The following is a 22,872-nucleotide window of genomic DNA, read 5'->3' on the forward strand; positions in this document are numbered from 1 at the left end:
AACCAGACGGTCAGGAAGTAACCATCCGGTTCATGTGCAACAATATAACACCGACCTTCAGGGATATGCCCACTCTCGCTGTGACCACATACCGTAGCAGGATGAACGATCGAGTAATCTGCGCCTACCTCCTGCATGTAACGGATGACTGCGAAATGGGACTCCAGCTTGCTGCCTTCGTAGCCCCCGACACGGCCGTATACTGCAGGCCAATTGGTGTTTTCAGGGTGCGCGGTATCAACCCCGATACTTGCAAGATGAGTAAGGTTCTGCAGCATATAACCGCCAGCCATCAGCAAGCGGATACGCTGGCTCGCCGCAAGCCTGGCGACCCTCAGCGCCCCTTGTACGTTGACTGCGCGGGCCTGTTCGATTGTAAGGCCCCAGGTAAACTGCGCCGCGAGGTGAAAGACCACGGCGGCCGAAGTTACGCATTGCCTGTCTGCTTCGCTGAGTCCAAGCCCATCCCTGCTGATGTCTCCTTCAACTGCGTTTAAATACGCGGGATTACCTCCCAGTTGGCCTACCTGCTCTTTGAGGCGTTCGATGTTTGCAGGGTTGCGCATGAGCACCCAGGTCTTGTGCCCTGTCGCGGTAAGATGGGCCAGCAGATGTTGACCCACAAACCCACTGCCGCCAGTGACGAAGCATTCCACGCTCATATCTGAATCCTTGTCTGGATGATCGGCGCAGGCTAAGGTGTAGAGCCTACTCTACAGTCAAGGAATTTTTATCGTGAATGTCGGAGAGTTGGAGCGCCGGAGTGGGGTGGGCCGCCATACATTGCGTTATTACGAGCAACTCGGGCTTATCGTGGCCCATCGCCAAGCCAACAATTACCGCAGCTACAGCGACCAGACCGTTGTTGACCTAGCCTTTATTCAAAGTGCCCAGAGCGGCGGTTTTTCGCTCGCCGAGATTGGCGACATCCTTGCGGCCAAGCGCGGTAACACGATCGATTGCGCCCAAGGCGCGATGTTGGTAGCCGGCAAGATGGCCGAAATTCAAGCGAAGATCACCACGCTGCAAGCCGCCTATGTCTTTCTGGATGCGGAGCGTGCAAAGCTGGAAGCCAGTGCCATTGCCAACGGTCTGACCATTCCTCGCCCTCTCTCGATTTAGCATGGCTCGATGCTGTAGCTTGTTTATTCGCAATTATTTCTCATTTACACTTGTGTCTTGTTTTCGAGGCCTACCTCTTATCCAGGATGCATCGTGTCGTTCGATCCCGCCAAACCGTCGCTGCTGTCTACATTGGTCCGTCACTATGACGAGCTGGTGGACCACATTCGCCGACGCTTCGGCGACAGAAGCATGGCGCGCGATGTAGTGCATGACGTGTGCGTGCAGTTGCTTGAGCGCGGTGAGAAAGACGACGTCCGAACCCCACTGGCCTTGCTACGAAAAATCTCCCACGACACCGCCGTGAGTCGCTATCGTAGCGATCGCCGCCGAGGCGCCTGGGTAGAGGCTATCTCCGAGCTGCCTGAGGTGGCCTGCCCGGCAGCCACCCCGATGACCAGGTATGACAGCGAGCGCGAGTTTCAACTGCTCGTCGACGCTATCACAGACCTCCCACCTCGCTGTCAGGCTGTTTTCGTCATGCACAAGATTCACGAAATCCCCCAGGCAGAAGTAGCCGCTCGCCTCGGTATCTCCATCAAGACAGTGGAAAAGCACCTGCGCCTGGGGTTGGCTGCGTGCAGGCAACGGCTTGGGCGCGATGAGGTGCATCCATGACCAAGCAGCCCGAACAGGCGCCGCTGGACGAGGCACTGGGGCGACATCGTGAAGAGCTCAAGCAGCTGTTCCCCATGCCGCCGTCCAGGCCAGCGCCCTCCAAAGCGGTGAAGTCGGCCGGTATCACACTAGCGGTTGCGATCGCCTTTGCGGCCCTGGCGTGGCTGAACCCTGCCTACAAGAGCGAGCGTTTCGCTACCGCCATTGGTGAGCGGCGCGCTGTGCTGCTGAGCGATGGAAGCAAGCTGCTGCTCGACAGTGGCACGCATGTCGATATCAGTTGGCGTCTGCTCAGCCGCGAAGTCGACCTGCGCGCAGGGCAGGCGCTTTTCGATGTGTCCTCGGCCGTGTACCGCCCCTTCGTAGTGTCCGCTGGCCTGGCGAAAGTCGAGGTGCTCGGTACGCTGTTCAATGTCCGCCGGCTGGATAACGACGTGGTGCGTGTGACCCTGGCCCGTGGGCGCGTGGACGTCACCGCTGCTGCTGCAGCACAGGCGCCTGTCACCCTGAGGCCAGGGCAACAGGTCGACTCGATTGGCGGGCAACTGATGCCGGTTGCAAAGGCTGACGCCTCCAAGGCGATGGCATGGAAAGATGATCGCATCGTGTTCGAGCAGACGCCGCTGGATGAAGCGGTGTCGTTGTTGCGCCACTATCGCAAGGCCCCCATCGAGCTGAGCGACCCAAGCCTGGCCGCACTCAAGGTGACGGGGGTGTTCGAAGCGCGCAATGTCGACCTGCTACTGGATCTGCTGCCCAGCATCCTGCCTGTCGCCGTGCTGCAGGTAGGGGACGGCAGCGTCCGGATTCAACGCAAACCGACAAGAAAATAATTCTCAGGCGCAGGTAGGGTTTCTCGATCCCCATGGCGGCTACTGAAAAAGCCCAACCACAAAAAGGAACTCGAGAAGTGCATTTTCCCCTCCGCAGTCGCCAGCTACGCCTGTCATTGCTTGCCAGTAGCCTGCTCATCGCAATGTCGGCCCAGGGCCGGGAAAAGGTGAACGTGGATCTCCCCGCCGCACCGCTGGGCGATGCCATCAACGCGCTCGCACAGCAATCTTCGGTACAGATCATCTTCGCCAGCGATCTTGGTGCAGGCCGAAACGCGCCTGCGGTGAAGGGGCGGTTCACACCCGAGGAAGCACTTCAAACACTGCTAAAGGACAGTGACTTGCAGGTACAGGCCAAGGATGAGCGCACGTTCGTCATCGTCGCGCAGGGTGCCCCTGCATCAAGTGCTGGAATCCAGAGCGGACCCGTGGAAATGGCCCAGACGGAAATCACCGCCTCGCGCACCAGCAGCAGCCTGGTTTCCGCGACGCGGCAATCCACCATTCTCGAGCATGAACAACTGCAGGAGCTGCGCCAGGGGTCAGAGAGCCTGGCTACGGTACTGGCCAAGGCGGTTCCCGGCATGTCGGACTCCAGCCGCACCGTCACCGAGTATGGCCAGACCCTGCGCGGGCGCAGCATGCTGGTCATGGTCGACGGGGTGCCGCTCAATACCAACCGCGACTCCTCGCGCAACCTGGCCAACATCGACCCGGCACTGATCGAACGGGTCGAAGTCATTCGTGGCAGCAGCGCCATCTACGGCAGCGGCGCCACGGGGGGCATCATCTCCATTACCACACGGCCCGCGGGTGGTGAAAACCGCGCCGAAACCAGCCTCAGCGCGACCTCGCCGCTGACCCGCCTTGGCAGCGATGGCCTGGGGGGGCAGTTCCAGCAATATTTCGCGGGCTCTCAGGGTGCGGTGGACTACTCGTTCGACTTCGGTACCCGCCATATCGGTGCCTCGTATGATGCGCACGGTGACCGGATCGCCCCGGAGCCAAGCCAAGGCGACCTGTTCGATTCGAACATCTACAACATTGGCGGCAAGCTGGGGCTGCACATTGACGAGAACCAGCGAGTGCAGCTTGCAGTCAGCCACTACGATGCCCGCCAGGACACCGATTACGCTACCGACCCAAGCGTCGCGAAACTCCCTGCTGGCTCTGTGCCGGCCAATACGATCAAGGGCCTGGATCTTGACGAGCAGAACCGCATTCGCAACACGCTGGTGAACCTGGAGTATGAAAATCTCGACATCCTCGGGAGCCGGCTTTCTGCCCAGATGTACTACCGGGACTACTTCACACGCTTCACCCCGTTCGATGCCCGTGCCGTTGCTACCCGCGGCGGCAATGTTGACCAGATCATGCAAAACAGTGAAGTCTTCGGAAGCCGCCTGACCCTGCGCACGCCGATTGGCGACAGCGGCAGTACCGAACTGGTGTGGGGTGGTGACTATAACCAGGAGCGCAGCGACATGCCGCTCGATGTCTTCGACCCGGCGGCTTATGACGCCAGTGGCGGCCTGGTTTTCGACAAGACTGGCAAGCTCACGTACATGCTCCCGTTGAGGACGCGGAGCGCCGGTGCCTTCGCCCAGCTGCAGCATCGCTTCGATGAGCATTGGTCGGTCGACGGCGGCCTGCGCTACGAATACTCCACCGCCGAATTCGATGACTTCGTTCCGTTGTCCGAATCCACGTCTGCCTCCCCGGTGGCGGTGAAGGGTGGCGACATTCATTACGATGCGGTGCTGTCGAACCTGGGCATCGTCTACTCGCCGGTACTCGGCCAGGAAATCTACGCCTCCTTCAGCCAGGGCTTCCAGTTGCCCGACGTGGGCATCCAGCTGCGCAATGCGCGCCGTGGCTTCGACATCGGCGCATCGAACCTGGAGCCGGTCAAGACCAACAACTATGAGCTTGGCTGGCGAGGAGACCTGGGCAGCAACACCCTCGGCACCCTGGCGCTGTTCTACACCACCTCCAAATTGGGGGATGTGCAAAGTTTCAACAATGGCCTGATTCTGACCCGCACCAAGGAGCGTATCTACGGTGCTGAAGCCAGTGCCGATTGGCTGTCGGACGATGCTGTGTGGGGCGCAGGGGGGAGTGCGACCTGGATGCGCGGACGAGAAAAACCGGACGGTAAAGACTGGCAAGACATGACCGGCTATCGCGTTCCGCCGCTGAAGCTGACCGCCTACGTGCAATACAAGCCGACCCTGGATTGGAGCAACCGCTTGCAAGCCACGTTCTTCGATGCCAAGGACTACAGGCTCGATGGGGTGGACAGCTTTGGTCGACATCAGGTGAGCAGTTATACGACAGTCGACCTGGTCAGCCAGTACCAGATCTCCGCAGACGACAAGGTGAGCGTTGGCATCCAGAACCTGTTCAACCGCGACTACTACCCGCTCTACAGCCAGTTGCTGCGCAATAACAACAACACCAGCCACTTGCCGGCACCCGGCACGGTATTGACTGCCAGTTACACGCACAATTGGTAAGGTAGTGAAAAACCACCGGGCTCGATGTCGGCCCCGGTGGTCATTGTCATGTTTCACACCAATAGCTGGCCTGTAGGGTAGGGAGTCTACGATGGAACGGTCTTGCACCACTTATTATCTGGAAATGGTCTCGGCATCCGAGCTGAAGGAAAAAACACAGCCTCACGAACTCCGGATCATTGAATGTGAAGTGCCTCAGGCGGAATTCAATCGGTTTCTGTACAAGCTGGTAGGCACACCTTGGGAGTGGGGCGATCTTGACACCTGGGGGATTTCTGACTGGCAGGCACTCGTCGAACAGGATTGCCACCGTACCTGGGTTGCCTATTACCGTGGTGCGATAGCCGGCTATTACGAGCTCTATCGCCCCGATGGCAGTAACGCAGAGATACGCTACTTCGGGCTGGCACCTCAATTCCTGGGGTGTGGCTTCGGCGGAGCGCTCCTGAGTCACGCTGTTCGAGCAGCGTGGGAGTGGAGCGGTACAGAGCGGGTGTGGGTACATACCTGCACCTTCGACCATCCTGCCGCGCTTCTAAATTATCAGGCGCGAGGGTTCCGTATTTTCAAGCAGGAGGAGGTGGTGGAGGCAAGCCAATAAGCTCTTTGCGAGTGGCGTGATGGCGCTCTCGCTGCTTGCACAAACGAACTGGGTTGCCTGAATACCGATGACGCCGTCCACGCCATTGGCTCAGGCTGCAGCACGAGCTGAGCGATGCTGGGTGCCGGTACAGCGTTGGGGTTTTTCGCTGGCAATGGCAATCGAAGTGATGCAGCGAGGCGAGGCTGAATAGGGTCAGTGGTTGCCAAACTGCGCACGATACCTCATGGGCGCCAACCCCACGGTCTTGCGAAATGCTGCCCGGAAACTTTCCGCCGAGGCGAACCCGCAGCGTTCGGCGATTTGCTCATTGCTCAATGGGCTGCTTTCCAGCAACTCACGCGCCACGTTCATGCGCACCTGAAGCAGCCAGGTTTTCGGCGTGATGCCTGTCGCTTCGATGAAGCGTCGCAGGAAGGTACGTTCGCTCATCAGTGCCTTCGCTGCCAGCTGCTTGACCGTAAGCGGCCTGCCCACATGCAAGGTCGCCCACTCCAGCACCGCGGCAAGATCATCGCGAGGCTTCTGGGCAACGGGTGCGGGGAAGAACTGTGTTTGCCCTCCGGAACGCTGGGGTGCCATAACCAGGCGGCGGGCAACGGTGTTGGCAACCTGGGTACCAAAGTCTCGACTCACCAGGTGCAGGCAGGCATCTATACCGGCAGCGCTGCCTGCCGAGGTAATCAGCTGGCCGCAGTCTACGTAAAGCACGCCAGGGTCAACTTCAATGAGTGGATAGCGTGCCGCGAGTTCGTCCGTATAGCGCCAATGGGTGGTGGCACGCTTGCCGTCCAGAAGGCCCGCAGCCGCGAGCACGAACACCCCCGAACAGATGGAAAGCAGCCGCGCCCCGCGTTGATACGCTACGCGCAAGGCGTCCAGCAGCACCTGCGGCGGGCGCTCATCGCGGCTACGCCATCCCGGAATGATAATGGTATGGGCATCAACGAGCGACTCCAAGCCGAACTCGGCAATGACCTGCATGCCACCTGCCGCGTGCATTGGTGCGGGATCGACGGCGACGATGCGATGCGTGTACCAGGCGAATTCGAACTCCGGGCGTGGCAGCCCGAAGATCTCCACGGCAATGCCGAACTCGAAGGTGCACAGCCCGTCATAGGCCAGCACGGCGACCAAACCAGGGTTCGTGAGCATTGGCGGAAAACTACCGGTGACTGTCGAGTGCGCCACTGTAGCGATACAGGCGGGCTTCCTACAATGGGCGCACTTTCAACCGAGGAGTGAAATCCATGCCAAGCCTGGTCAGCGAATATCCTGCCGCAAGCCCATCCGATGCCGTGCTTCATTTCAGCCGCCATCTGGCGTTCGAGACGGATTGTTCGGATGTTGAACGTAGCCAGCGGTCGGGTGATGTCGACTATGTGCTGGTAGATGTAAGGAGCAGCGAGGCGTTTGCGCAGGGCCATGTGCCGGGCGCGATCAATATTCCTGGCCGCACCATCAGCGCAGAACGCATGGCTGACTATGCGCGCCAGACGCTTTTCGTTGTTTATTGCGCGGGGCCGCATTGCAATGGCGTACATCGGGCGGCGGTTCGCTTGGCTGAGCTGGGTTTCCCGGTGAAAGAAATGATTGGCGGGGTTACCGGCTGGCTTGACGAGGGTTTTTCGTTGGTGGGGGTGGACGTCGCTGCACAGGGTAACGGCGTTTCCTGTGCATGTTGAGTCGAGAGGGCACAGTTCGAGCGGCATCACCCGAGGACGCACCCAGCGTGATCGAGAAAAGGCGGCCCGAATGCAGCCGCATCGCCAAGATTTCCATCCACCATGAGGGTCTTATCCGAGCAGGACCAGGGCGACAACGCCCCGGTCCTGATTGCCGCTGTCACTGGAGGTGTTGCCTGATCGCCTGTGCAGCCTGGTCCATCGCACTTCGGGTGCCAGGGACTTCGCCGAGGACATTCAGCAGGCCGAAGTCGTGAATCATCCCGTTGTAGCGTACGGCGGTTACCGGAACACCGGCGGCATTCAACTTGCGGGCATAGGCTTCACCTTCATCACGCAGCACGTCCATTTCAGCAGTTTGTACCAGTGCCGGCGGTAAACCTTTCAGCTGATCCAGGCTGGCACGTAGCGGCGATGCGTGAATGTCGTCGCGCTGCTTCGAATCAGTGGTGTAATTGTCCCAGAACCACTGCATCATGTTGCGTGTCAGGAAGTGCCCTTCGGCGAATTGGTTGTAGGAACTGCTGTTGAAGTTGGCATCAGTCACGGGCCACAGCAGTGCCTGGAAGCGCAGCTTCGGAGTTCCGGCTTCCTTCGCCTTGATGGCTACCACTGCAGCCATGTTGCCGCCGACGCTGTTGCCAGCCACAGCGAGGCGGCTGCCGTCGACACCAATCTCCTTGCCATGCTCGGCGACCCAGCGGGTGGCGGCGTAAGCCTGGTTGATCGCTGTGGGGAACTTGGCCTCGGGCGATGGCGTGTAATCGACGTAGACCGCTGCCGCACGAGAGCCCACTACCAGGTCGTGGATCAGTCGCTCGTGGGTCGGATAATCGCCCAACACCCATCCACCACCATGGAAGAACATGAACACCGGCAGGTCACCCTTAGCGCCCTCCGGCCGCACTACCCGGATTTCCAGCGGCTGGCCATCGGCCTGGATGGTACGGCGCTCGACCTGAATACCGGACAAGTCGACCTTCACGCTTGCCTGGGCGCCTGTCAGCACTGACCGGGCGTCTTTCGGCGACAAGGTCTCAAGCGGCTTGCCGCCGCCTGCAGCCAGAGCCTGAAGGAAACCTTGGGTGGTGTGTTCCACGCCCGGGCTACCAGCGGCGAAGGCACTGTTGACAGCCAGAGCCAGCAGGCCGGCGGTGAGGGTACGGGGCAGTTTCATGATTGTGCTCCTAGGGTGTGGGCGGGTGTTCAGTTCTGGTTGGCTGCAAAGTCCGGACGGATGTAGCTCACCTTCTGCTCCTCGCCGTGGCTGTCACGGTAGGTCAGAGTTGCAATGCTGTTTGGGCCGCCGTTGCTGGGTGTGGCCTCCACAGAGACGATTTTGTCGATATCCAGATCCATTCCGTAGTGATACGGAGTTGCGGTCTGCGCAAAAGCACCAACATTGGCGCCGAGCGTAAGGGTGACGATGGCGAATGCTTTGGTAATGGTCATGATCGTTCTCCGGTGTCTCGTAGGTGTGAGCGGTTGCTTCGTACTTGGGGTTAACTTTGCGCGATAATAATTAGTGCGCAAAGTATATTTCCGCTATGGTCACGATTGAGTCAGTGCATCAGCGTCGGATAACCGCAGGCTCCGACAGCCAATGATGGGCGCCGTGCTTTGTCCTGGTAGCGCCATCAGAGAGCTCTCGCTGTCCGCCTGGTCGCGCTCGCACCCCGACGCGGCCGTCGAATGTGCACCTGAGCAGTACCAAAGGCTCTCCTCACCACCTGGCGTCATCAGCCATGGGCTGGGATAGGGTCCTACAACAGGAAGTCAAACGCTGAGGCCGCCCAGGAATTCATTCCAGGTACCACTGGGGCGCGCGCCTTTAATCGAAGAAATCACCTGATGGTGCTTGACCGGAGAGAACGATCGTTCTACATTGAATCCATGAGCAGACCAACGATAGATCACAGAGCCCAAATCCTGGCCACCGCCGAGAAACTCATCTACGAAAACGGGATTCATGCCACGGGCATGGACCTACTGGTGAAGACCTCTGGCGTGTCAAGGAAGGGTATCTACAACCATTTCGCTACCAAAGATGATGTCGCAGCTGCGGCCTTGAGCGCTCGCGACGTACGCTGGATGCAATGGTTCAGGACCGAATGCGACAAAGCGGCTACACCGTACGATCGAATACTGAGCATGTTTACTGTTTTGAAGGGCTGGTTCGAGACGGATGGTTTCCGCGGCTGTGCGTTCATTAACACGGCAGGCGAGGTAGGGGATCCCGATGACCCCATCCGCCAGATCGCAAAACTGCACAAGCAAAAGCTCTTGGACTATACGCTTGAACTGACTGAACAATTGAACACCGAGCAACCGTTGGTCTTAGCCAGGCAGTTATTTATTTTGATGGAAGGCGCAATCACCACGGCTCGTGTTATGGGTGATTATTACGCTGCTGATAATGCAAAGGAAGTTGCGCAGATGTTGCTGAAAGAGCTTGTGCCCTAAAGCTTGAGCGTCAGAGACGCTACTCACACTTTTCTATCCAACTAGGCTGGAGTCACCACCATGTCCAATGCCCAAACTCTCCCGCCACTTCCTCCGTTCACTCGCGAAACAGCGATTGAAAAAGTTCGACTTGCTGAAGACGGTTGGAACAGCCGCGACGCGGAAAAAGTCTCACTCGCCTACACGCTGGATACCAAATGGCGTAACCGCGCTGAGTTTGCTATCAACCGTGAAGAGGCCAAAGGTTTCCTCACCCGCAAGTGGAAAAAAGAGCTGGATTACCGTCTGGTCAAAGAGCTTTGGGCCTTTACCGATAACCGCATCGCCGTCCGTTACGCGTACGAGTGGCATGATGATTCCGGTAACTGGTTCCGCTCCTACGGTAACGAGAACTGGGAATTTGAAGCTGATGGTCTGATGCACCGTCGCTTCGCCTGCGTAAACGACATGCCTATCAAGGAAAGCGAGCGCAAATTCCACTGGCCGCTGGGCCGCCGCCCAGATGATCATCCCGGGCTGACTGAGTTGGGGCTGTAACTCCGGCACCACTGTAAATTCTTTCAAACACAGGGTGCTCGGCTAGGCAGAACGAAATTTAAATTCGATTGCCTACACTGCAGGTAGAGTACGAACGCTTTTAGCATAAGTATAGTTCTTATGATATTCCCCGGAAACATAGTTCCGAGGATACGTGCGCCTGCACCTATAGCATCTTTATTAATTGCGGCCACCTCCATCAAGGCGCGGCAATAGAGTTTAATTTAATGCTGTCGTTAGCAGTGCGATTCAACGTTCACAAATTGATAATTCAAGCGGCCTTGCTATAGGCCTGCGATTCACTGGCACTGGTTTACTCAATTATCCAATTAATCTGGAGGCACCACCATGTCCAATATCCACACTCGCCCACCACTTCCTCCTTTCACTCGCGAAACGGCGATTGAAAAAGTCCGACTGGCAGAAGATGGTTGGAACAGCCGCGACGCGGAGAAAGTTTCGCTCGCCTATACGCTGGATACCAAATGGCGTAACCGCGCTGAGTTTGCTACCAACCGCGAAGAAGCTAAAGGGTTCCTTACCCGCAAGTGGAAAAAAGAGCTGGATTATCGCCTGATCAAAGAGCTCTGGGCCTTTACCGATAACCGTATCGCCGTCCGTTACGCATACGAATGGCATGATGATTCCGGTAACTGGTTCCGCTCCTACGGCAACGAGAATTGGGAATTTGAAGCTGATGGCCTGATGCATCGTCGCTTCGCCTGCGTAAACGACATGCCTATCAAGGAAAGCGAGCGTAAGTTTCACTGGCCACTGGGTCGCCGTCCGGATGACCACCCAGGTCTGACCGAGCTCGGCCTGTAAGTCACCGTCAACCTGATCCTTTTGTCTTAAAGGATCAGGTTTTTTTCGTTCAGAAGCGATTCGTCATCCCTATTGCGGTTTGTGATACACATCAGTGCGCCGTCGGCGGCTAGAAAGCCAATAGAGGGCTTTCCTCTCCTTCCAGTCTCCGCTTCGTCGGTCAGGCAAAGCGTCATCGTTGCACTTTTCCTCTACCTTGGGCCCTGTTGCACACGCGCATCCTGCGGTCACGCAAAACCTCACTGATCAAGATCGCTGGATACTTCTTTAGCCAGTTCGAGGAAGACGCGCACCGCCGCGCTCAGAAAGGCGTCTTTGCGCCGCATTAGAACGGCTCGTCGCTCCAAGCGCTCCGGCTCCAACGTGATGGCCACCAGGTCGTCATGGGCCAACGCAATTCTGGCAGGCAATAAGGTCGAAAGATTCGTTCGGCGAACGATCTCGATCACTGCGCCTAGGGCATTGGCCTCCATCTGCACCTTAGGGTTAATCTCATATTTGCGGCAGTAGCGGTCGATTTGCTCGCGAGTGGCAAACTCTGTGCTGAGCAAGACTAAAGACTCAGCATTCAGGCCGTGCGAGGTAATGGAGCGTTCCTCGGCCAGGCGGTGTCTGCGGTTCATAACCAAAGCGAGCGTTTCGTTCAGCAAGGGGATGGCTTCGATGTCCGATGAATGTATTTCATCGAATGCGATCCCTACGTCCAACTCTCCCGCCAACAGCAGCTCCTCGATCCGTTCCTGGGAGATCTCTTTCAGGTTGACGGTGATCTTGGGGTATCTGAGGTGAAATGCCTCGATGAGTGGCCCCACCAGATAGCTCGTAAACGTCGGCGTTACGGCAACACGCAATGAGCCACGGCTGAGGTCGATGACATCATGTATAGCCCTTTTGGCTTCCTGCAATTCCTGATGCGCACGGCGCGCATAGAGAAGATAGACATCCCCCGCGTCAGTCAAACGCGTCGTGCGGCCTGATCGGTCAAACAACTGGGCTCCCAGGCTCTCTTCCAAGTGCCTTACTTGCTGCGAAAGGGCCGGCTGAGAGACATGCAGCGCCGCTGCAGCTTTCGTGAAACTGAGGTGCTCCGCAACGGCTAGAAAGTACTGGATATGTCGAGCGAGCATGTCTAAGCCCATAAGATAATCGAATCCGGCTCATAATAAATGAGACTTTTACCTTATGTCATGCACTGCTTAATCTTTGTCTCACACCCAGCGACATTGAGACAGCAACCATGAAAGCGATCATTGACGGATTTCTGAAGTTTCAAAAAAACGCTTTTCCTGAGCGGGTCAAACTGTTCAAGGACCTTGCCAATCAGCAGGCGCCGAAGGCTCTCTTCATCTCCTGCTCTGATAGCCGGCTGGTGCCTGAATTGGTCACCCAACGCGAGCCAGGCGATCTGTTTGTAATCCGCAACGCCGGCAATATCGTGCCGTCTTATGGGCCAGAGCCGGGTGGCGTTTCGGCTTCGGTCGAATACGCGGTCGCCGGACTTAACGTTGCAGACATCGTGATCTGCGGCCACTCCGACTGCGGCGCGATGACCGCCATCGCCACCTGCAAATGTCTGGATCACATGCCCGCTGTGGCCGGCTGGTTGCGGTACGCCGACTCGGCCAAGGTAGTTAATGAGGCCCGTCATCACCTGGATAAGCGCAGCAAAGTCGCCTCCATGGTGCGCGAGAACGTGATCGCGCAACTGGCCAACATACAGACCCACCCATCCGTTCGCCTGGCTCTCGAAGAAGGCCGCGTGACCCTGCATGGCTGGATCTATGACATCGAGACCGGACGTATCGACGCCTTTGATGGCAGTACCGGCACCTTCGTGTCTCTCGCGGAAAACCCGGAAGTCCACGCCGTTTCCCAGCAAGCCAGGCACGTCGCCTGAAACCTGTACCTGCACCTTTACTTACCCAGGAGATTCACCATGATCCAGACTCAAGCCACCCGCACCGCCCGCCAGGAACTGACCGAAGTTATCATTCTGGCCAAGGCTCGCAAGGACCTGTCCTTTGCGCAGATCGTTGACGGTACCGGCCTGTCCGAGGCCTTTGTCACCGCTGCCTTGCTTGGCCAACATCCGCTGCCTGAAAGCGCCGCGAAGGTCGTAGGCGATAAGCTCGACCTCGATGCTGATCAAGTTGCACTGCTGCAATCGATGCCGATCCGCGGCAGCTTCTTCGACGGAGTGCCGAGCGACCCTACCATCTACCGCTTTTACGAAATGATCTCGGTGTATGGAACCACCCTCAAAGCTCTGGTCCACGAGAAGTTCGGCGACGGCATCATCAGTGCCATCAACTTCAAGCTGGACATCAAGAAGGTCGAAGATCCGGACGGTGGCCATCGCGCTGTGATCACTCTGGACGGCAAGTACCTGCCTACCAAGCCCTTCTGATGTAGCTCAGCCCGGCGCCTGACTGCGCCGGGCCACACCCAATCGTTTATGACGACCGAGCACCGATTGGATGCTCAGGCCTTCTTACGCCCTCAGTACAGGTGATTACCATGAAACTGTTACTCGTTTTGTTCCTAGGCTGCCTTGGTTCTGTTGCTATGGCCGATGACCAAGGTACTCAAACTGCACAAATTACGGTTGAACCCTATCGCTACTCCCAGAACCTGGATATCGCGCACGTTGTGGCTGTTACGCCGGTGCCCGATGTCTGCGATGTTGTGCCGATGCAACTGACTTACGACGACTCCAAAGGCGAACGGCATATCATGGAGTACCGCATTGGGGGGAATGGGTGTTCTGACAACTGATGCGCGGTCCATACCTCCGCCTGACAGTGAGCTCCTGGGCATTAGGGGCGCTGCGATCGAAGCTTAATATTCTGCATGGAAGGGAGCCCACTCCGAAGATCGCTGTGGGCTCTCTGGCTTTCGACAGATGGAGATCCGCCCAAGCAAGCTACGAGCCTGCAATCTGACCAAGCTTCGCGTACGCGACATTGCTCATGGGGAGCACTGGCCTTGCAAACTGCTACGCGGAACCCTCGCTCGGCGTCCATGCTGATCGATACGTCGCAGCGAACATCCCGATGGTATTCGCGCGATGTCGCAAGATGATCAGTTTTTGATCTGGCGCAAAGTATTTACCCTCCATGGGCGTACTTTTTTTATTACCAAGACCTTTCGTTGCCACGCCGGAAATTTGCGCTCACCTTCACGTGTGTCAGTGTGTTTTTGATGAGTTTTTGTCTTTTTCATGCTTTCAAGGGAGCCCTATGAAAACCTCATATTTCGTGGCAGCGACAATCCTGGCCGCTTCTGCCATCGCATTTCATGCCAACGCGCAGACCCTCGAAAAGGTTGCCGATAGTAACAAAATCACCGTGTCTTACCGGGAGGCGTCGGTACCTTTCAGCTACTTGATTAGTCCCGGCAAAGCGGTCGGTTTCTCCGTCGATTTGACCGATGCCATCGTTGCTGATGTGCGTAGAAAGCTCAAGAAGCCGAACTTGGAAGTGGTTTACATTCCTGTGTCTTCGCAAACCCGCATTCCGTTACTGGTCAACGGCACATACGATCTGGAGTGCGGTTCCACCACTAACAACGCCGTGCGTGGGAAGGACGTGGCTTTTGCAATCAGCCATTTCTACACCGGCACACGCCTATTAACCAAGAAGACCTCCGGCATAAAGAGCTACGCCGATCTTGCAAGGAAGACTGTTGCCAGCACCGCCGGTAGCACGAACGAGAAGGTCCTCCGTCAATACAGTGCCGACCACAATCTAGACGTACAGGTCGTCCTGGGCAAAGACTATGATGACTCCTTGGCGCTGGTTGAGAATGATCGTGCCGTGGCGCTTGCCCTGGACGATGTCCTCCTGTTTGGCCTCATGGCGAACTCCAAAAATCCCGACTCGCTCGAAGTCGTGGGTGATGCGCTGCAAGTAGAACCCTATGGCTGCATGCTTCGAAAAGATGATCCTGAATTCAAGGAATTGGTCGATGGCACCATAACCCGTCTCATGAAGTCGGGTGAATTCGCAAGGCTATACACCAAATGGTTTCAATCACCGATTCCTCCAAAAGGGATGAATTTGAACATGCCGATGAGCGAACAGCTCAAAGCCAATCTCGAGGCGCGGAGTGACAAACCAGCGCTGTAAAGTTTGAGTGGTTGCAAACGTCTTCTTTGAAGCGCCTACAAGCATTTTGATGCGCGGGATGATGGCTGGACGAAGGTGGTGCTCAAGCCTGCTGCTTGATCCGTACACCGATGCTTCCAGGGAAGGAAGCTCGGCGAGCGAAGGTTTCGCCGTGTGTATTAACCGGCCCCTGTTTGAAACAAGCCCCGCACCATCTCCCTGATCCAGCGATTCCCGCTGTCTTGCTGGTACCGTGCGTGCCAGTGCTGCTTGACCGTGAAACCATCCACTGCAAACGGGCAATCGTGCACGTGCAAACCATGCATGTCGGCGAGTGTCTGGCCGATGTGCCGTGGCAACGTAGCCACCAGGTCGGTCGACCCGACAATCATCCCCAACCCCAGAAACGCCGGCAGCTCCAGCATGATCCTGCGTTCGATGCCGGCCCGCGCCAGGCCGGCCTCCAGTAACTTCTGCCCGGTCCCGGCACTGATTTGTACATGCCCCTCGGCCTGGTAACCCGCCACGCTCATGCCGTTGCTCAAACGCGGGTGTAGCGGGTTGCTCAGGCAGACCCAGTCCTGCTCGAACAACACTTGCTGATACATCCCCGCACCCAGCCAGGGCACGAAGCCGATGGCCAGGTCCGCCTCGCCCGACTCCAGCGCGCTCTCGGTATTGCCATCGATGCGTGCAGCTTCCAGGCGAATACCCGGCGCGTGGGTGCGCAGGTGGTTGAGGATGCTGGGCAGCAGGGTGATATGGCTGGCATCACTGACGCACAGGCGAAAGCGCCGCTGCGCCGTGGCCGGAACGAACTGCGGCTCCCAGGTAGTCAGGCGACGCAGCGATTCCAGCACCTCGCGGCATGGCCCGATCAGCTGGTCTGCCCGCGGGGTTGGCGCCATGCCCCCTGGCGTACGCACGAACAGTGGGTCGTTCAACTCTTCACGCAAGCGCCCCAACCAGATGCTCACGGTAGGTTGGCTCTGGCCGAGCTGTTCAGCACTGCGGGTGACGCTGCGGCATTGGTACAGCACATCGAACAGCTGCAGCAGCTTGGGGTCGGGCAAAGCGTCGAGCGCACTCATTATTGCGAAATCCAATAAGTGTATTGAGTCCATTGTATAGCCGAAATAAGGCTCGCTGCATAAGGTAGTCGCAAACCACAGGAGGTCAGCGATTTGAAAATCTGCATTCTGGGCGCCGGCGCCCTGGGTTGTGCCATCGGTGCGGCCTTGAGCGAAGCGGGGCACGAAACCTGGCTGTTGAACCGTGGCCATGCACATGTCGAGGCGATGAACCTGCACGGGCTGCGGGTGCAGGACGAACGCGGCGAGCGGCAGGTCCGGGTGAAGGCAGCCTGCGCCGCGGCAACCGTGGGCGTGGCCGACCTGGTGGTGGTGCTGGTCAAGTCATTCCACACCGGCGAGGCGATTGCCGGGGCCAAGGCGCTGATCGGGCCGCAGACGCTGGTGCTGTCACTGCAGAACGGTCTTGGCCATGAAGACATCCTGGCCGAGGCCGTGGGCCGTGAGCGGGTGCTGGCTGGCAAGACCTACGTCGGTGGCGTGCTGCTGGCGCCGGGTTCGATCCGCGCCGGCGTTGCGGGCAAGCAGACTTTCATCGGCGAGCTCGACGGCCAGAGGACGCTGCGTGTGCAGGCCATCGCCGAGGTCTTCAATGGTGCCGGGCTCGCCACCACGGTCAGTGACAACATTCTCGGCACCATGTGGGACAAGCTGCTGGTCAACGTCGCGACAGGCGCGCTCAGCGGCATCACCAGGCTCGGTTATGGCCAGTTGTACAGCGAGCCGCTGCTGGAAAGCACCGCCAAGGCAGCGGTGGCTGAAGCCATTGCCGTCGCTGAACGAGCAGGCATCCGCCTGAGCCTCACCAGCCCGGATTCTGCATGGCGGCTGGCCGCCGAAGGCCTGCCGGCAAGCTTCCGTACCTCGATGCTGCAAAGCCTGGAAAAGGGTTCGGTCACCGAGATCGATTTCATCAATGGCTCCGTCGTGCGCTGGGGCCAGCGCCATGGCGTGGCCACGCCGGTCAACGCGACCCTGGTGGCCTGCATCAAGGGCATCGAACGCGCCATGGCCGATCAGCAGAAGGGGAGTAATCCATGAGCCAGCCGAAAGCCTACCTTGAACACGTTGCGTTCTGGGTGCGCGACATCCAGTGGCACATCCGCTTTTTCAGCGAGGTGTGTGGCATGACCATGCGTGAAATACAGGGTGACGTCGAGCAGCCTGCACAGTACTGGACCCTTGGTGGCCTGCAGTTCATCCACCAGCCCGACTTTGCCGGCCCGGAAGGGCGCATGGCGCACCTGGGCATCATGTGCGAGGACCTCGAAGCTACCCTGGCCGCCGCACAGCGTTTCGGCGTGAGCGAAATGCCCCAAGGCCGCAACTGGCTGCGCCTGCCTGACGGCCTTGCGGTCGAGTTCATTCAGGCATCGCCGGCGAAATGCGTCGCCCAGGCACTGGCCATCGACCCACGTGCAGAGGTGGTGGCATGAGCGTAGTGGAAAGATACTGGGACGATGCCCGCGAAGGCGATGAATGCATCAGCCCCACCTACACGGTGACCCGCGAACGTATCCTGGCCTACGCAGACCTCACCGGCGACCACACCCCGGTGCATGTCGACGAGGCCTACGCCAACGCCAGTCATTTCGGCTGCCTGGTTGCCCACGGCCTGTTCGGCCTGTCGATCGCCGACGGCCTGAAGACCCAGTGCGAATACCGCTTTGTACCGGGCATGTCGCTGGGCTGGACCTGGGACTTCGTGCTGCCGATCAAGGTCGACGATGTGCTGCACGTGCGCATGCGCGTGGGGGCGATGCGCCCGAGCAACAGCCGACCGGGCTGGGGTATCGTGGTCTTGCCGTCGGAGCTGATCAACCAGCACGGCGAAGTCGTGCAGCGTGGCGAGCACCGGCTGATGGTGCCCCGGAGGGTGCAGGCATGAGCCAGGCATTGCCATTGGCAGGTATCCGCGTCATCGACTACAGCCACTTCCTCGCCGGGCCCTATGTGGGCCGCTGCCTGGCAGCACTCGGCGCCGAGGTGATCAAGGTCGAACGGCCGGGCAGCGGCGATGCCGGGCGCCAGCATGCATTTACCCTTGATGAGCAGCAGAGCGGTTACTTCCTGCAGCTGAACATGGGCAAGCAGGGCGTCAGCGTGAACATGAAGGACCCGCGTGGCAAAGCGTTCATGCAACGCCTGACCGACTCGGCCGATGTGTTCATCGAAAACTATCGCCCCGGCGCCCTGGACAAGCTTGGCCTGGGCTATGCCGAGCTGTCGGCGCGCAACCCGCGTCTGGTGTACTGCTCCATCTCCGCCTATGGCCATACCGGGCCGGATGCCCACCGCGCCGGTTTCGGGCTGATCGCCGAGGCCAAAAGCGGGATCATGCAGATGGTCGGCGTGCCGGGCGAAGCGCCGCCGTTGCTGCGCATTTCCCTTGGCGACATGTACACCGGCATTCATGCCGTTGCGGCGATCAATGCGGCATTGCTGGGCCGGGTGAACAGTGGTCGCGGCCAGCACATCGACATGGCCCTGTACGACACGCTGGTGTCGATGCATGAATATGCGGTGCAGTGCTACACCTTGTCCGATGGCACCGTCCTGCCCGAGCAGACCGGCCATGACATGCCCACCTCCACCCTGTACGGCGTGTTTCGCGCGGCCGATGGCGACCTGGTAATCGCCGCCCAGGTCGACGATGCCTGGCAGCGCTTTGCCGCAATGCTGGAAGCCAACGGTGGCCCGGCCGGGTTCGGCAGCGACAGCCGCTACCACAGCCTCAATGGCCGCAACGCCCATCGCCAGGCGATTCTGGCCGTGGTTCGCGACTGGGTCGGCGCGCGCCAGGTGGCGGATATCCTGCAGTTGCTCGATAACATCGACATCCCCAGCGCCAAGGTGCAGCGCATCGACGAGGTGGTGGCCGACCCGCAGATCCAGGCGCGCAACATGGTCATCGAGCAGCAGCACCCGCGCTACGGTACCTTGCGCCTGCCCAACCTGCCGTTCCGCTTTTCCGACTGCGACACCACGATCCACCAGGTGGCCCCGGACCTCGGTCAGCACAATGCCGAAGTGGCCGCCGGCCTAGGTTTCACCCCTGAAGAAATCACCGCCATGCAGGCAGACGGTGTGCTGTTCACCCACGGAGATGCACGATGAGCGACCGCTATGCAGTGATCGGCCGGCCGATCAACCACACCAAGTCCCCGTTGATTCATGGCCTGTTCGCCCAGGTTGCCGGCCAGTGCCTGGAGTATGGCGCGCTGGAGGGCGAGCTCGAGGGCTTCGAGGCTCAGGTACTGCAGTTTCGCAGTGATGGCGGGTTGGGCATGAACATCACCGCGCCGTTCAAGCTGCGAGCCTTCGAGCTGGCCGACCAGCGCAGCGAGCGCGCCCAGTTGGCGCGGGCGGCCAATGCGTTGAAGTTCGAGGATGGCCGTATCTTTGCCGAAAACTTCGACGGCATCGGCTTGCTGCGGGATATCGAGGAAAACCTCGGTGAGCCGCTGGCCAATCGACGGGTACTGTTGCTCGGCGCCGGTGGCGCGGTACGCGGTGCATTGCTGCCGTTCCTGCAGGCGGGGCCGAGCGAGCTGGTGCTTGCCAACCGTGACATGGCCAAGGCGCTCGCCCTGCGCAACGAACTGGATCATCCAAGGCTGCGCATCAGCCGTTATGAGGAGCTGGAGGGACAGTCCTTCGACATCGTGGTCAACGCCACCTCTGCCAGCCTCACCGGCGAGCTGCCGCCACTGCCTGAAGGCGTGCTGGGCGCGACGCAGCTGGCTTACGAGCTGGCGTATGGCAAAGGCCTTACGCCGTTCCTGCGCATGGCCCAGGCGCAGGGGGTGGTGCGCCTGGCCGACGGTGTCGGCATGTTGGTCGAGCAGGCGGCGGAGGCTTTCGCCTGGTGGCGCGGGGTACGGCCAGAAACCCGCGCCGTCATCGATCGCCTGACTATTCCGCTGGAGTAGGACCAAGGCCACTGTGGGAACGGGCATGCCCGCTTCCACAGTGGCCCTGCCTATCAGTACGGCGGCGCTGGCAGTTCGGCCAACAGTCTTTTGAGCCCGTCGCTCCACTGCCTGCGTATCTGCTCGTAATACACATCGTCGCTGGCGATACGCTGGCGTTTCGGTGTTTCCAGGCTGTCCTTCTGATACACCAGCAGGTCCAACGGCATGCCCACCGACAAGTTGCTGCGAATGGTCGAGTCGAACGAAATCAGGCCGCAGCGCAACGCTTCATCGAGTGGCATATGGTAGCCGAGGTTGCGGTCGAGAATCGGCCGCCCGTACTTGCTTTCGCCCAGTTGCAGGAACGGGGTGTCCGGCGTGGCCTGGAAGAAATTGCCCTGCGCATAGACGTTGTATATGCCCATGGGGCCGCCGGCAATCTGGCCGCCGACGATGAACGAACTGCTCAGGTCGATTCCGGCCGACAGCTTGCTGCGATCACGGCTGACCACCTCGCGCAAGGTGTCGGCGACCAGTACCGTTGCATCGTAGAGCGTCGCAACGTTCAACAGGTGGGGGCCGGGGCCCTTCGTACGTTGCTGGAGCAGGTTCACCACCGATTGCGAGGTCGCCAGGTTGCCGGCGGTCTGCAGGACGATCAGGCGCTCCCCCGGCACGCCGAACACGAACAGCTTGGCAAAGCTGGCGATCTGGTCGATGCCCGCATTGGTGCGTGAGTCGCTGATGAAGACAAGCCCGTCCGCCAGGTGCATGGCGACACAATAGGTCATGCTGTTTCCCTTGTTTTTTTCATGAACGGATGCCGCACCTGTCATTGGCGGTGCACGTGTACGCTGGCCTGCATCGATTCGGCGCCGCCCCCGCGGCGCACGCCCCTGACCGGGCAGGCATCGAGGTAGTCCAGGCCCACTGCCAGCTTCAGGTGGCGTTCTGGCCGGGTCAGGCGGTTGGTGATGTCGAAGCTGTACCAGGCGTCATCGACCCAGGCTTCCGCCCAGGCATGGCTGGCCAGGTGCTGCTCGTCTTCGGTACATAGGTAACCGGACACATAGCGTGCCGGAATACCCAGGCTGCGCGCGCAGGCGAGAAACGCATGGGTATGGTCCTGGCACACCCCGGCAGCGCCGCTGAACGCTTCGATGGCAGTGGTGCCCACCGATGTGGCACCGGGGCTGTATGGCATGTGCTCGGCCAGACCTTGCATCAGCCCGATCAGCGCGGCCCGGTCACGGTGCTCGCCACAATGTCGGCTGGCGAAGGCCTTGAGTGTGTCATCGGCCTGGGTCAGGTGGCTGCCGCGCAGGAAGGGCAGGGGTGAATGTTCGCCGGCCTCTTGCTCGCGATCCGGGTCGATTTCTACCTGGCCGCTGGCGGTCAGTGCCAGGTGGCCATGGGGTTTGTCCAGGGTCAATACATGCAGGATGTTGCCATACGGGTCGATCTGGCCGTTGACCTTGCAGGGCAGGTCGAGTTGCCATTCAGTGATGCGCTGGCGCTCGCTGCTGCGTGGCGTCAGGCGCAGGAACTGGATGCTGTTGCACACATCGCTTGCATAGCTGTAGGTAGTGTCGTGGCGAATGGACAGTTTCATACGACCTCCAGATAGGAGTGGTGGACCGCCTGGCCCAGTTGATTGATGCGCCCGATGAAGTCGCTCAACCACGGGTGCAACCCTGCTTCGAGTATTTCGTCGATCGCGGTGTAGCGAAGGCGAGCGTTGAGTTCGGCGGCCATGCGCTGGGCGGCGCGCCCGGTGCTGCCCGGCAGGCTGGCAAGGATCTGGTCCAGCTCCTCGATGCAGGCATGCAGCGAGCGGGGCACATCGACCCGCAGCAATAGCAGCTCGGACACCGGTCGTGCACTGGGTGCGGCACGATACAGTTCGTTGAAGGCTTCGTAGGAGGTCAGCGCGCGCAGCAAGGCGCTCCATTGGTAATAGCCGCGGGCAGAATCATCGCTGACTTCCTCGGAGGCCTCCCCGAACATTTCATAGCGTGCATCGAGCAGGCGCAGGGTGTTGTCAGCCCGCTCCAGGAAGGTCCCCAGGCGGATGAAACTGTAAGCGTCGTTGCGCATGATGGTGCCTGAAGTAGCACCGCGGAACAGGTGCGAGCGTTCCTTGACCCAGTCGCAGAACTGGCTGATGCCATAACGGCCGAGGCCATTGCTGGCAATGTTGCGCATCTCGATCCAGGTAGCGTTGATGTTCTCCCACATGTCGGCAGTGATGCGGCCACGTACTGCGTGGGCATTGGTCCTCGCCGCCTGCAGGCAGCAATAGATGCTGCCGGGGTTGGTCGCATCGAGGGCGAAGAAGTGCAGCATGCGCTCGGTGTCCAGCTCGGTGTGCCGGCGGCGGTAGTCGTCCAGCGTTCCGGATGCCAGCAGTGACATGGCCAGCTCGGCATGGCCGTCGCTGCGGCCAGCCTGGGGCATCAGCGACAGCGAATAACTGACCTCGAGCATGCGCGCAAGGTTCTCTGCACGCTCCAGGTAGCGCGACATCCAGTAAAGGTCGGAAGCAGTTCTCGAAAGCATGG

The 22,872-nt window shown here is 59.4% G+C and carries 26 protein-coding genes and 1 pseudogene; 18 read left to right on the plus strand and 9 right to left on the minus strand.

Annotated features, from left to right (window positions below):
• Nucleotides 1-50: 50 nt before the first annotated feature.
• Nucleotides 51-662: pseudogene (locus E5221_RS12705) on the minus strand (SDR family oxidoreductase); the annotation flags it as partial.
• Nucleotides 663-735: 73 nt separating this feature from the next.
• On the opposite strand from E5221_RS12705, the gene E5221_RS12710 reads away from it, so the two are divergent.
• The 5 genes from E5221_RS12710 (at nucleotide 736) to E5221_RS12730 (ending at nucleotide 5,690) form a co-directional block, all read left to right on the plus strand.
• Nucleotides 736-1,122, plus strand: coding sequence for a MerR family transcriptional regulator (locus E5221_RS12710; protein ID WP_061550731.1), 387 nt, complete (start codon nucleotides 736-738; stop codon nucleotides 1,120-1,122).
• Nucleotides 1,123-1,215: 93 nt separating this feature from the next.
• The gene (locus E5221_RS12715) at nucleotides 1,216-1,740 is read left to right on the plus strand and encodes an RNA polymerase sigma factor (RefSeq protein ID WP_182328737.1); all 525 of its coding nucleotides are present in this window, start codon (nucleotides 1,216-1,218) and stop codon (nucleotides 1,738-1,740) included.
• Nucleotides 1,737-2,573, plus strand: coding sequence for a FecR domain-containing protein (locus E5221_RS12720; RefSeq protein ID WP_247847583.1), 837 nt, complete (start codon nucleotides 1,737-1,739; stop codon nucleotides 2,571-2,573). Before E5221_RS12715 ends, E5221_RS12720 begins: the two co-directional genes overlap by 4 nt.
• Before the next feature lie 77 nt (nucleotides 2,574-2,650).
• Nucleotides 2,651-5,089 carry a TonB-dependent receptor gene (locus E5221_RS12725; protein ID WP_247847584.1) on the plus strand — a complete coding sequence of 813 codons (2,439 nt, stop codon included), beginning with the start codon at nucleotides 2,651-2,653 and terminating at the stop codon, nucleotides 5,087-5,089.
• A 91-nt stretch (nucleotides 5,090-5,180) separates the two neighbouring features.
• Complete coding sequence (locus E5221_RS12730; protein WP_061550727.1) at nucleotides 5,181-5,690, plus strand: GNAT family N-acetyltransferase; 510 nt, start codon at nucleotides 5,181-5,183, stop codon at nucleotides 5,688-5,690.
• Between the two features lie 195 nt (nucleotides 5,691-5,885).
• Here E5221_RS12730 and ftrA read toward each other — a convergent pair whose 3' ends face one another.
• Nucleotides 5,886-6,845: a transcriptional regulator FtrA gene (ftrA, locus tag E5221_RS12735; protein ID WP_182328739.1), complete on the minus strand. Its 960-nt coding sequence runs from the start codon at nucleotides 6,843-6,845 to the stop codon at nucleotides 5,886-5,888.
• Between the two features lie 95 nt (nucleotides 6,846-6,940).
• Here ftrA and E5221_RS12740 point away from each other — a divergent pair, with 95 nt between their 5' ends.
• Nucleotides 6,941-7,375, plus strand: coding sequence for a rhodanese-like domain-containing protein (locus E5221_RS12740; RefSeq protein ID WP_247847585.1), 435 nt, complete (start codon nucleotides 6,941-6,943; stop codon nucleotides 7,373-7,375).
• A gap of 160 nt (nucleotides 7,376-7,535) precedes the next feature.
• On the opposite strand, the gene E5221_RS12745 is transcribed toward E5221_RS12740, so the two are convergent.
• Nucleotides 7,536-8,552 (minus strand): alpha/beta hydrolase, encoded by a 1,017-nt coding sequence (locus E5221_RS12745; RefSeq protein WP_182328740.1) that lies wholly within the window; start codon nucleotides 8,550-8,552, stop codon nucleotides 7,536-7,538.
• 29 nt (nucleotides 8,553-8,581) lie between these two features.
• Nucleotides 8,582-8,827: a DUF2790 domain-containing protein gene (locus E5221_RS12750; protein ID WP_003256777.1), complete on the minus strand. Its 246-nt coding sequence runs from the start codon at nucleotides 8,825-8,827 to the stop codon at nucleotides 8,582-8,584.
• A gap of 441 nt (nucleotides 8,828-9,268) precedes the next feature.
• On the opposite strand from E5221_RS12750, the gene E5221_RS12755 reads away from it, so the two are divergent.
• The 3 genes from E5221_RS12755 to E5221_RS12765 all read left to right on the plus strand — a co-directional run bounded on the left by E5221_RS12755 (nucleotide 9,269) and on the right by E5221_RS12765 (nucleotide 11,200).
• A complete protein-coding gene (locus E5221_RS12755; RefSeq protein WP_061550799.1) occupies nucleotides 9,269-9,838 on the plus strand; it encodes a TetR family transcriptional regulator in 570 nt (189 codons plus the stop codon).
• A gap of 60 nt (nucleotides 9,839-9,898) precedes the next feature.
• Nucleotides 9,899-10,375: a nuclear transport factor 2 family protein gene (locus tag E5221_RS12760; protein ID WP_247847586.1), complete on the plus strand. Its 477-nt coding sequence runs from the start codon at nucleotides 9,899-9,901 to the stop codon at nucleotides 10,373-10,375.
• Between the two features lie 348 nt (nucleotides 10,376-10,723).
• Nucleotides 10,724-11,200, plus strand: coding sequence for a nuclear transport factor 2 family protein (locus E5221_RS12765; protein WP_023660568.1), 477 nt, complete (start codon nucleotides 10,724-10,726; stop codon nucleotides 11,198-11,200).
• A 239-nt stretch (nucleotides 11,201-11,439) separates the two neighbouring features.
• Here the strand turns inward: E5221_RS12765 and cynR are convergent, their stop codons facing one another.
• Entirely contained in the window at nucleotides 11,440-12,327 is an 888-nt protein-coding gene (gene cynR, locus E5221_RS12770; protein ID WP_247847587.1) for a transcriptional regulator CynR, read from the minus strand.
• Between the two features lie 110 nt (nucleotides 12,328-12,437).
• On the opposite strand from cynR, the gene E5221_RS12775 reads away from it, so the two are divergent.
• The 4 genes from E5221_RS12775 (at nucleotide 12,438) to E5221_RS12790 (ending at nucleotide 15,327) form a co-directional block, all read left to right on the plus strand.
• The gene (locus E5221_RS12775; protein WP_061552109.1) at nucleotides 12,438-13,097 is read left to right on the plus strand and encodes a carbonic anhydrase; all 660 of its coding nucleotides are present in this window, start codon (nucleotides 12,438-12,440) and stop codon (nucleotides 13,095-13,097) included.
• A 39-nt stretch (nucleotides 13,098-13,136) separates the two neighbouring features.
• Nucleotides 13,137-13,607: a cyanase gene (gene cynS / locus E5221_RS12780; protein WP_003256785.1), complete on the plus strand. Its 471-nt coding sequence runs from the start codon at nucleotides 13,137-13,139 to the stop codon at nucleotides 13,605-13,607.
• 110 nt (nucleotides 13,608-13,717) lie between these two features.
• On the plus strand, nucleotides 13,718-13,975 hold the full coding sequence (locus E5221_RS12785; RefSeq protein WP_061552110.1) for a DUF2790 domain-containing protein: 258 nt from the start codon (nucleotides 13,718-13,720) through the stop codon (nucleotides 13,973-13,975).
• A gap of 464 nt (nucleotides 13,976-14,439) precedes the next feature.
• Nucleotides 14,440-15,327 (plus strand): transporter substrate-binding domain-containing protein, encoded by an 888-nt coding sequence (locus E5221_RS12790; protein WP_061552111.1) that lies wholly within the window; start codon nucleotides 14,440-14,442, stop codon nucleotides 15,325-15,327.
• 158 nt (nucleotides 15,328-15,485) lie between these two features.
• Here E5221_RS12790 and E5221_RS12795 read toward each other — a convergent pair whose 3' ends face one another.
• Entirely contained in the window at nucleotides 15,486-16,397 is a 912-nt protein-coding gene (locus E5221_RS12795; RefSeq protein WP_247847588.1) for a LysR family transcriptional regulator, read from the minus strand.
• A 93-nt stretch (nucleotides 16,398-16,490) separates the two neighbouring features.
• On the opposite strand from E5221_RS12795, the gene E5221_RS12800 reads away from it, so the two are divergent.
• The 5 genes from E5221_RS12800 to aroE are packed head-to-tail and all read left to right on the plus strand — an operon-like array spanning nucleotide 16,491 to nucleotide 20,329.
• The gene (locus tag E5221_RS12800; RefSeq protein ID WP_061302402.1) at nucleotides 16,491-17,438 is read left to right on the plus strand and encodes a ketopantoate reductase family protein; all 948 of its coding nucleotides are present in this window, start codon (nucleotides 16,491-16,493) and stop codon (nucleotides 17,436-17,438) included.
• Nucleotides 17,435-17,833: a VOC family protein gene (locus tag E5221_RS12805; RefSeq protein WP_015270100.1), complete on the plus strand. Its 399-nt coding sequence runs from the start codon at nucleotides 17,435-17,437 to the stop codon at nucleotides 17,831-17,833. Before E5221_RS12800 ends, E5221_RS12805 begins: the two co-directional genes overlap by 4 nt.
• Nucleotides 17,830-18,285, plus strand: coding sequence for a MaoC family dehydratase (locus E5221_RS12810; RefSeq protein ID WP_003256790.1), 456 nt, complete (start codon nucleotides 17,830-17,832; stop codon nucleotides 18,283-18,285). Before E5221_RS12805 ends, E5221_RS12810 begins: the two co-directional genes overlap by 4 nt.
• Nucleotides 18,282-19,514 carry a CoA transferase gene (locus tag E5221_RS12815; protein ID WP_247847589.1) on the plus strand — a complete coding sequence of 411 codons (1,233 nt, stop codon included), beginning with the start codon at nucleotides 18,282-18,284 and terminating at the stop codon, nucleotides 19,512-19,514. The genes E5221_RS12810 and E5221_RS12815 overlap by 4 nt, the downstream gene beginning before the upstream one ends.
• On the plus strand, nucleotides 19,511-20,329 hold the full coding sequence (gene aroE, locus E5221_RS12820) for a shikimate dehydrogenase (protein ID WP_054573807.1): 819 nt from the start codon (nucleotides 19,511-19,513) through the stop codon (nucleotides 20,327-20,329). Before E5221_RS12815 ends, aroE begins: the two co-directional genes overlap by 4 nt.
• 53 nt (nucleotides 20,330-20,382) lie before the next feature.
• On the opposite strand, the gene E5221_RS12825 is transcribed toward aroE, so the two are convergent.
• Genes E5221_RS12825 through E5221_RS12835 form a run of 3 tightly spaced genes read right to left on the minus strand, consistent with a single transcriptional unit; the run spans nucleotide 20,383 to nucleotide 22,870 of the window.
• Nucleotides 20,383-21,102 (minus strand): proteasome-type protease, encoded by a 720-nt coding sequence (locus E5221_RS12825; protein WP_015270103.1) that lies wholly within the window; start codon nucleotides 21,100-21,102, stop codon nucleotides 20,383-20,385.
• 41 nt (nucleotides 21,103-21,143) lie between these two features.
• A complete protein-coding gene (locus E5221_RS12830; protein ID WP_085719790.1) occupies nucleotides 21,144-21,923 on the minus strand; it encodes a transglutaminase family protein in 780 nt (259 codons plus the stop codon).
• The gene (locus tag E5221_RS12835) at nucleotides 21,920-22,870 is read right to left on the minus strand and encodes an alpha-E domain-containing protein (protein ID WP_015270105.1); all 951 of its coding nucleotides are present in this window, start codon (nucleotides 22,868-22,870) and stop codon (nucleotides 21,920-21,922) included. The genes E5221_RS12830 and E5221_RS12835 overlap by 4 nt, the downstream gene beginning before the upstream one ends.
• Nucleotides 22,871-22,872: the final 2 nt, after the last annotated feature.

Origin of the sequence: Pseudomonas sp. A2 (genome assembly GCF_023100865.1) — a bacterium.
Classification (GTDB): Bacteria; Pseudomonadota; Gammaproteobacteria; order Pseudomonadales; family Pseudomonadaceae; genus Aquipseudomonas; species Aquipseudomonas asiatica.

What these genes read in the sequence shown, in the direction of transcription:
- E5221_RS12720 (WP_247847583.1), top strand. Translation starts at nt 1,737, where the DNA reads ATGACCAAGCAGCCCGAACAGGCGCCGCTGGACGAGGCACTGGGGCGA.
- E5221_RS12730 (WP_061550727.1), top strand. Translation starts at nt 5,181, where the DNA reads ATGGAACGGTCTTGCACCACTTATTATCTGGAAATGGTCTCGGCATCC.
- ftrA (WP_182328739.1), bottom strand. Translation starts at nt 6,845, where the DNA reads ATGCTCACGAACCCTGGTTTGGTCGCCGTGCTGGCCTATGACGGGCTG.
- E5221_RS12740 (WP_247847585.1), top strand. Translation starts at nt 6,941, where the DNA reads ATGCCAAGCCTGGTCAGCGAATATCCTGCCGCAAGCCCATCCGATGCC.
- E5221_RS12745 (WP_182328740.1), bottom strand. Translation starts at nt 8,552, where the DNA reads ATGAAACTGCCCCGTACCCTCACCGCCGGCCTGCTGGCTCTGGCTGTC.
- E5221_RS12750 (WP_003256777.1), bottom strand. Translation starts at nt 8,827, where the DNA reads ATGACCATTACCAAAGCATTCGCCATCGTCACCCTTACGCTCGGCGCC.
- E5221_RS12755 (WP_061550799.1), top strand. Translation starts at nt 9,269, where the DNA reads ATGAGCAGACCAACGATAGATCACAGAGCCCAAATCCTGGCCACCGCC.
- E5221_RS12760 (WP_247847586.1), top strand. Translation starts at nt 9,899, where the DNA reads ATGTCCAATGCCCAAACTCTCCCGCCACTTCCTCCGTTCACTCGCGAA.
- E5221_RS12765 (WP_023660568.1), top strand. Translation starts at nt 10,724, where the DNA reads ATGTCCAATATCCACACTCGCCCACCACTTCCTCCTTTCACTCGCGAA.
- cynR (WP_247847587.1), bottom strand. Translation starts at nt 12,327, where the DNA reads ATGCTCGCTCGACATATCCAGTACTTTCTAGCCGTTGCGGAGCACCTC.
- E5221_RS12775 (WP_061552109.1), top strand. Translation starts at nt 12,438, where the DNA reads ATGAAAGCGATCATTGACGGATTTCTGAAGTTTCAAAAAAACGCTTTT.
- cynS (WP_003256785.1), top strand. Translation starts at nt 13,137, where the DNA reads ATGATCCAGACTCAAGCCACCCGCACCGCCCGCCAGGAACTGACCGAA.
- E5221_RS12785 (WP_061552110.1), top strand. Translation starts at nt 13,718, where the DNA reads ATGAAACTGTTACTCGTTTTGTTCCTAGGCTGCCTTGGTTCTGTTGCT.
- E5221_RS12790 (WP_061552111.1), top strand. Translation starts at nt 14,440, where the DNA reads ATGAAAACCTCATATTTCGTGGCAGCGACAATCCTGGCCGCTTCTGCC.
- E5221_RS12795 (WP_247847588.1), bottom strand. Translation starts at nt 16,397, where the DNA reads ATGAGTGCGCTCGACGCTTTGCCCGACCCCAAGCTGCTGCAGCTGTTC.
- E5221_RS12805 (WP_015270100.1), top strand. Translation starts at nt 17,435, where the DNA reads ATGAGCCAGCCGAAAGCCTACCTTGAACACGTTGCGTTCTGGGTGCGC.
- E5221_RS12810 (WP_003256790.1), top strand. Translation starts at nt 17,830, where the DNA reads ATGAGCGTAGTGGAAAGATACTGGGACGATGCCCGCGAAGGCGATGAA.
- E5221_RS12815 (WP_247847589.1), top strand. Translation starts at nt 18,282, where the DNA reads ATGAGCCAGGCATTGCCATTGGCAGGTATCCGCGTCATCGACTACAGC.
- aroE (WP_054573807.1), top strand. Translation starts at nt 19,511, where the DNA reads ATGAGCGACCGCTATGCAGTGATCGGCCGGCCGATCAACCACACCAAG.
- E5221_RS12825 (WP_015270103.1), bottom strand. Translation starts at nt 21,102, where the DNA reads ATGACCTATTGTGTCGCCATGCACCTGGCGGACGGGCTTGTCTTCATC.
- E5221_RS12830 (WP_085719790.1), bottom strand. Translation starts at nt 21,923, where the DNA reads ATGAAACTGTCCATTCGCCACGACACTACCTACAGCTATGCAAGCGAT.
- E5221_RS12835 (WP_015270105.1), bottom strand. Translation starts at nt 22,870, where the DNA reads ATGCTTTCGAGAACTGCTTCCGACCTTTACTGGATGTCGCGCTACCTG.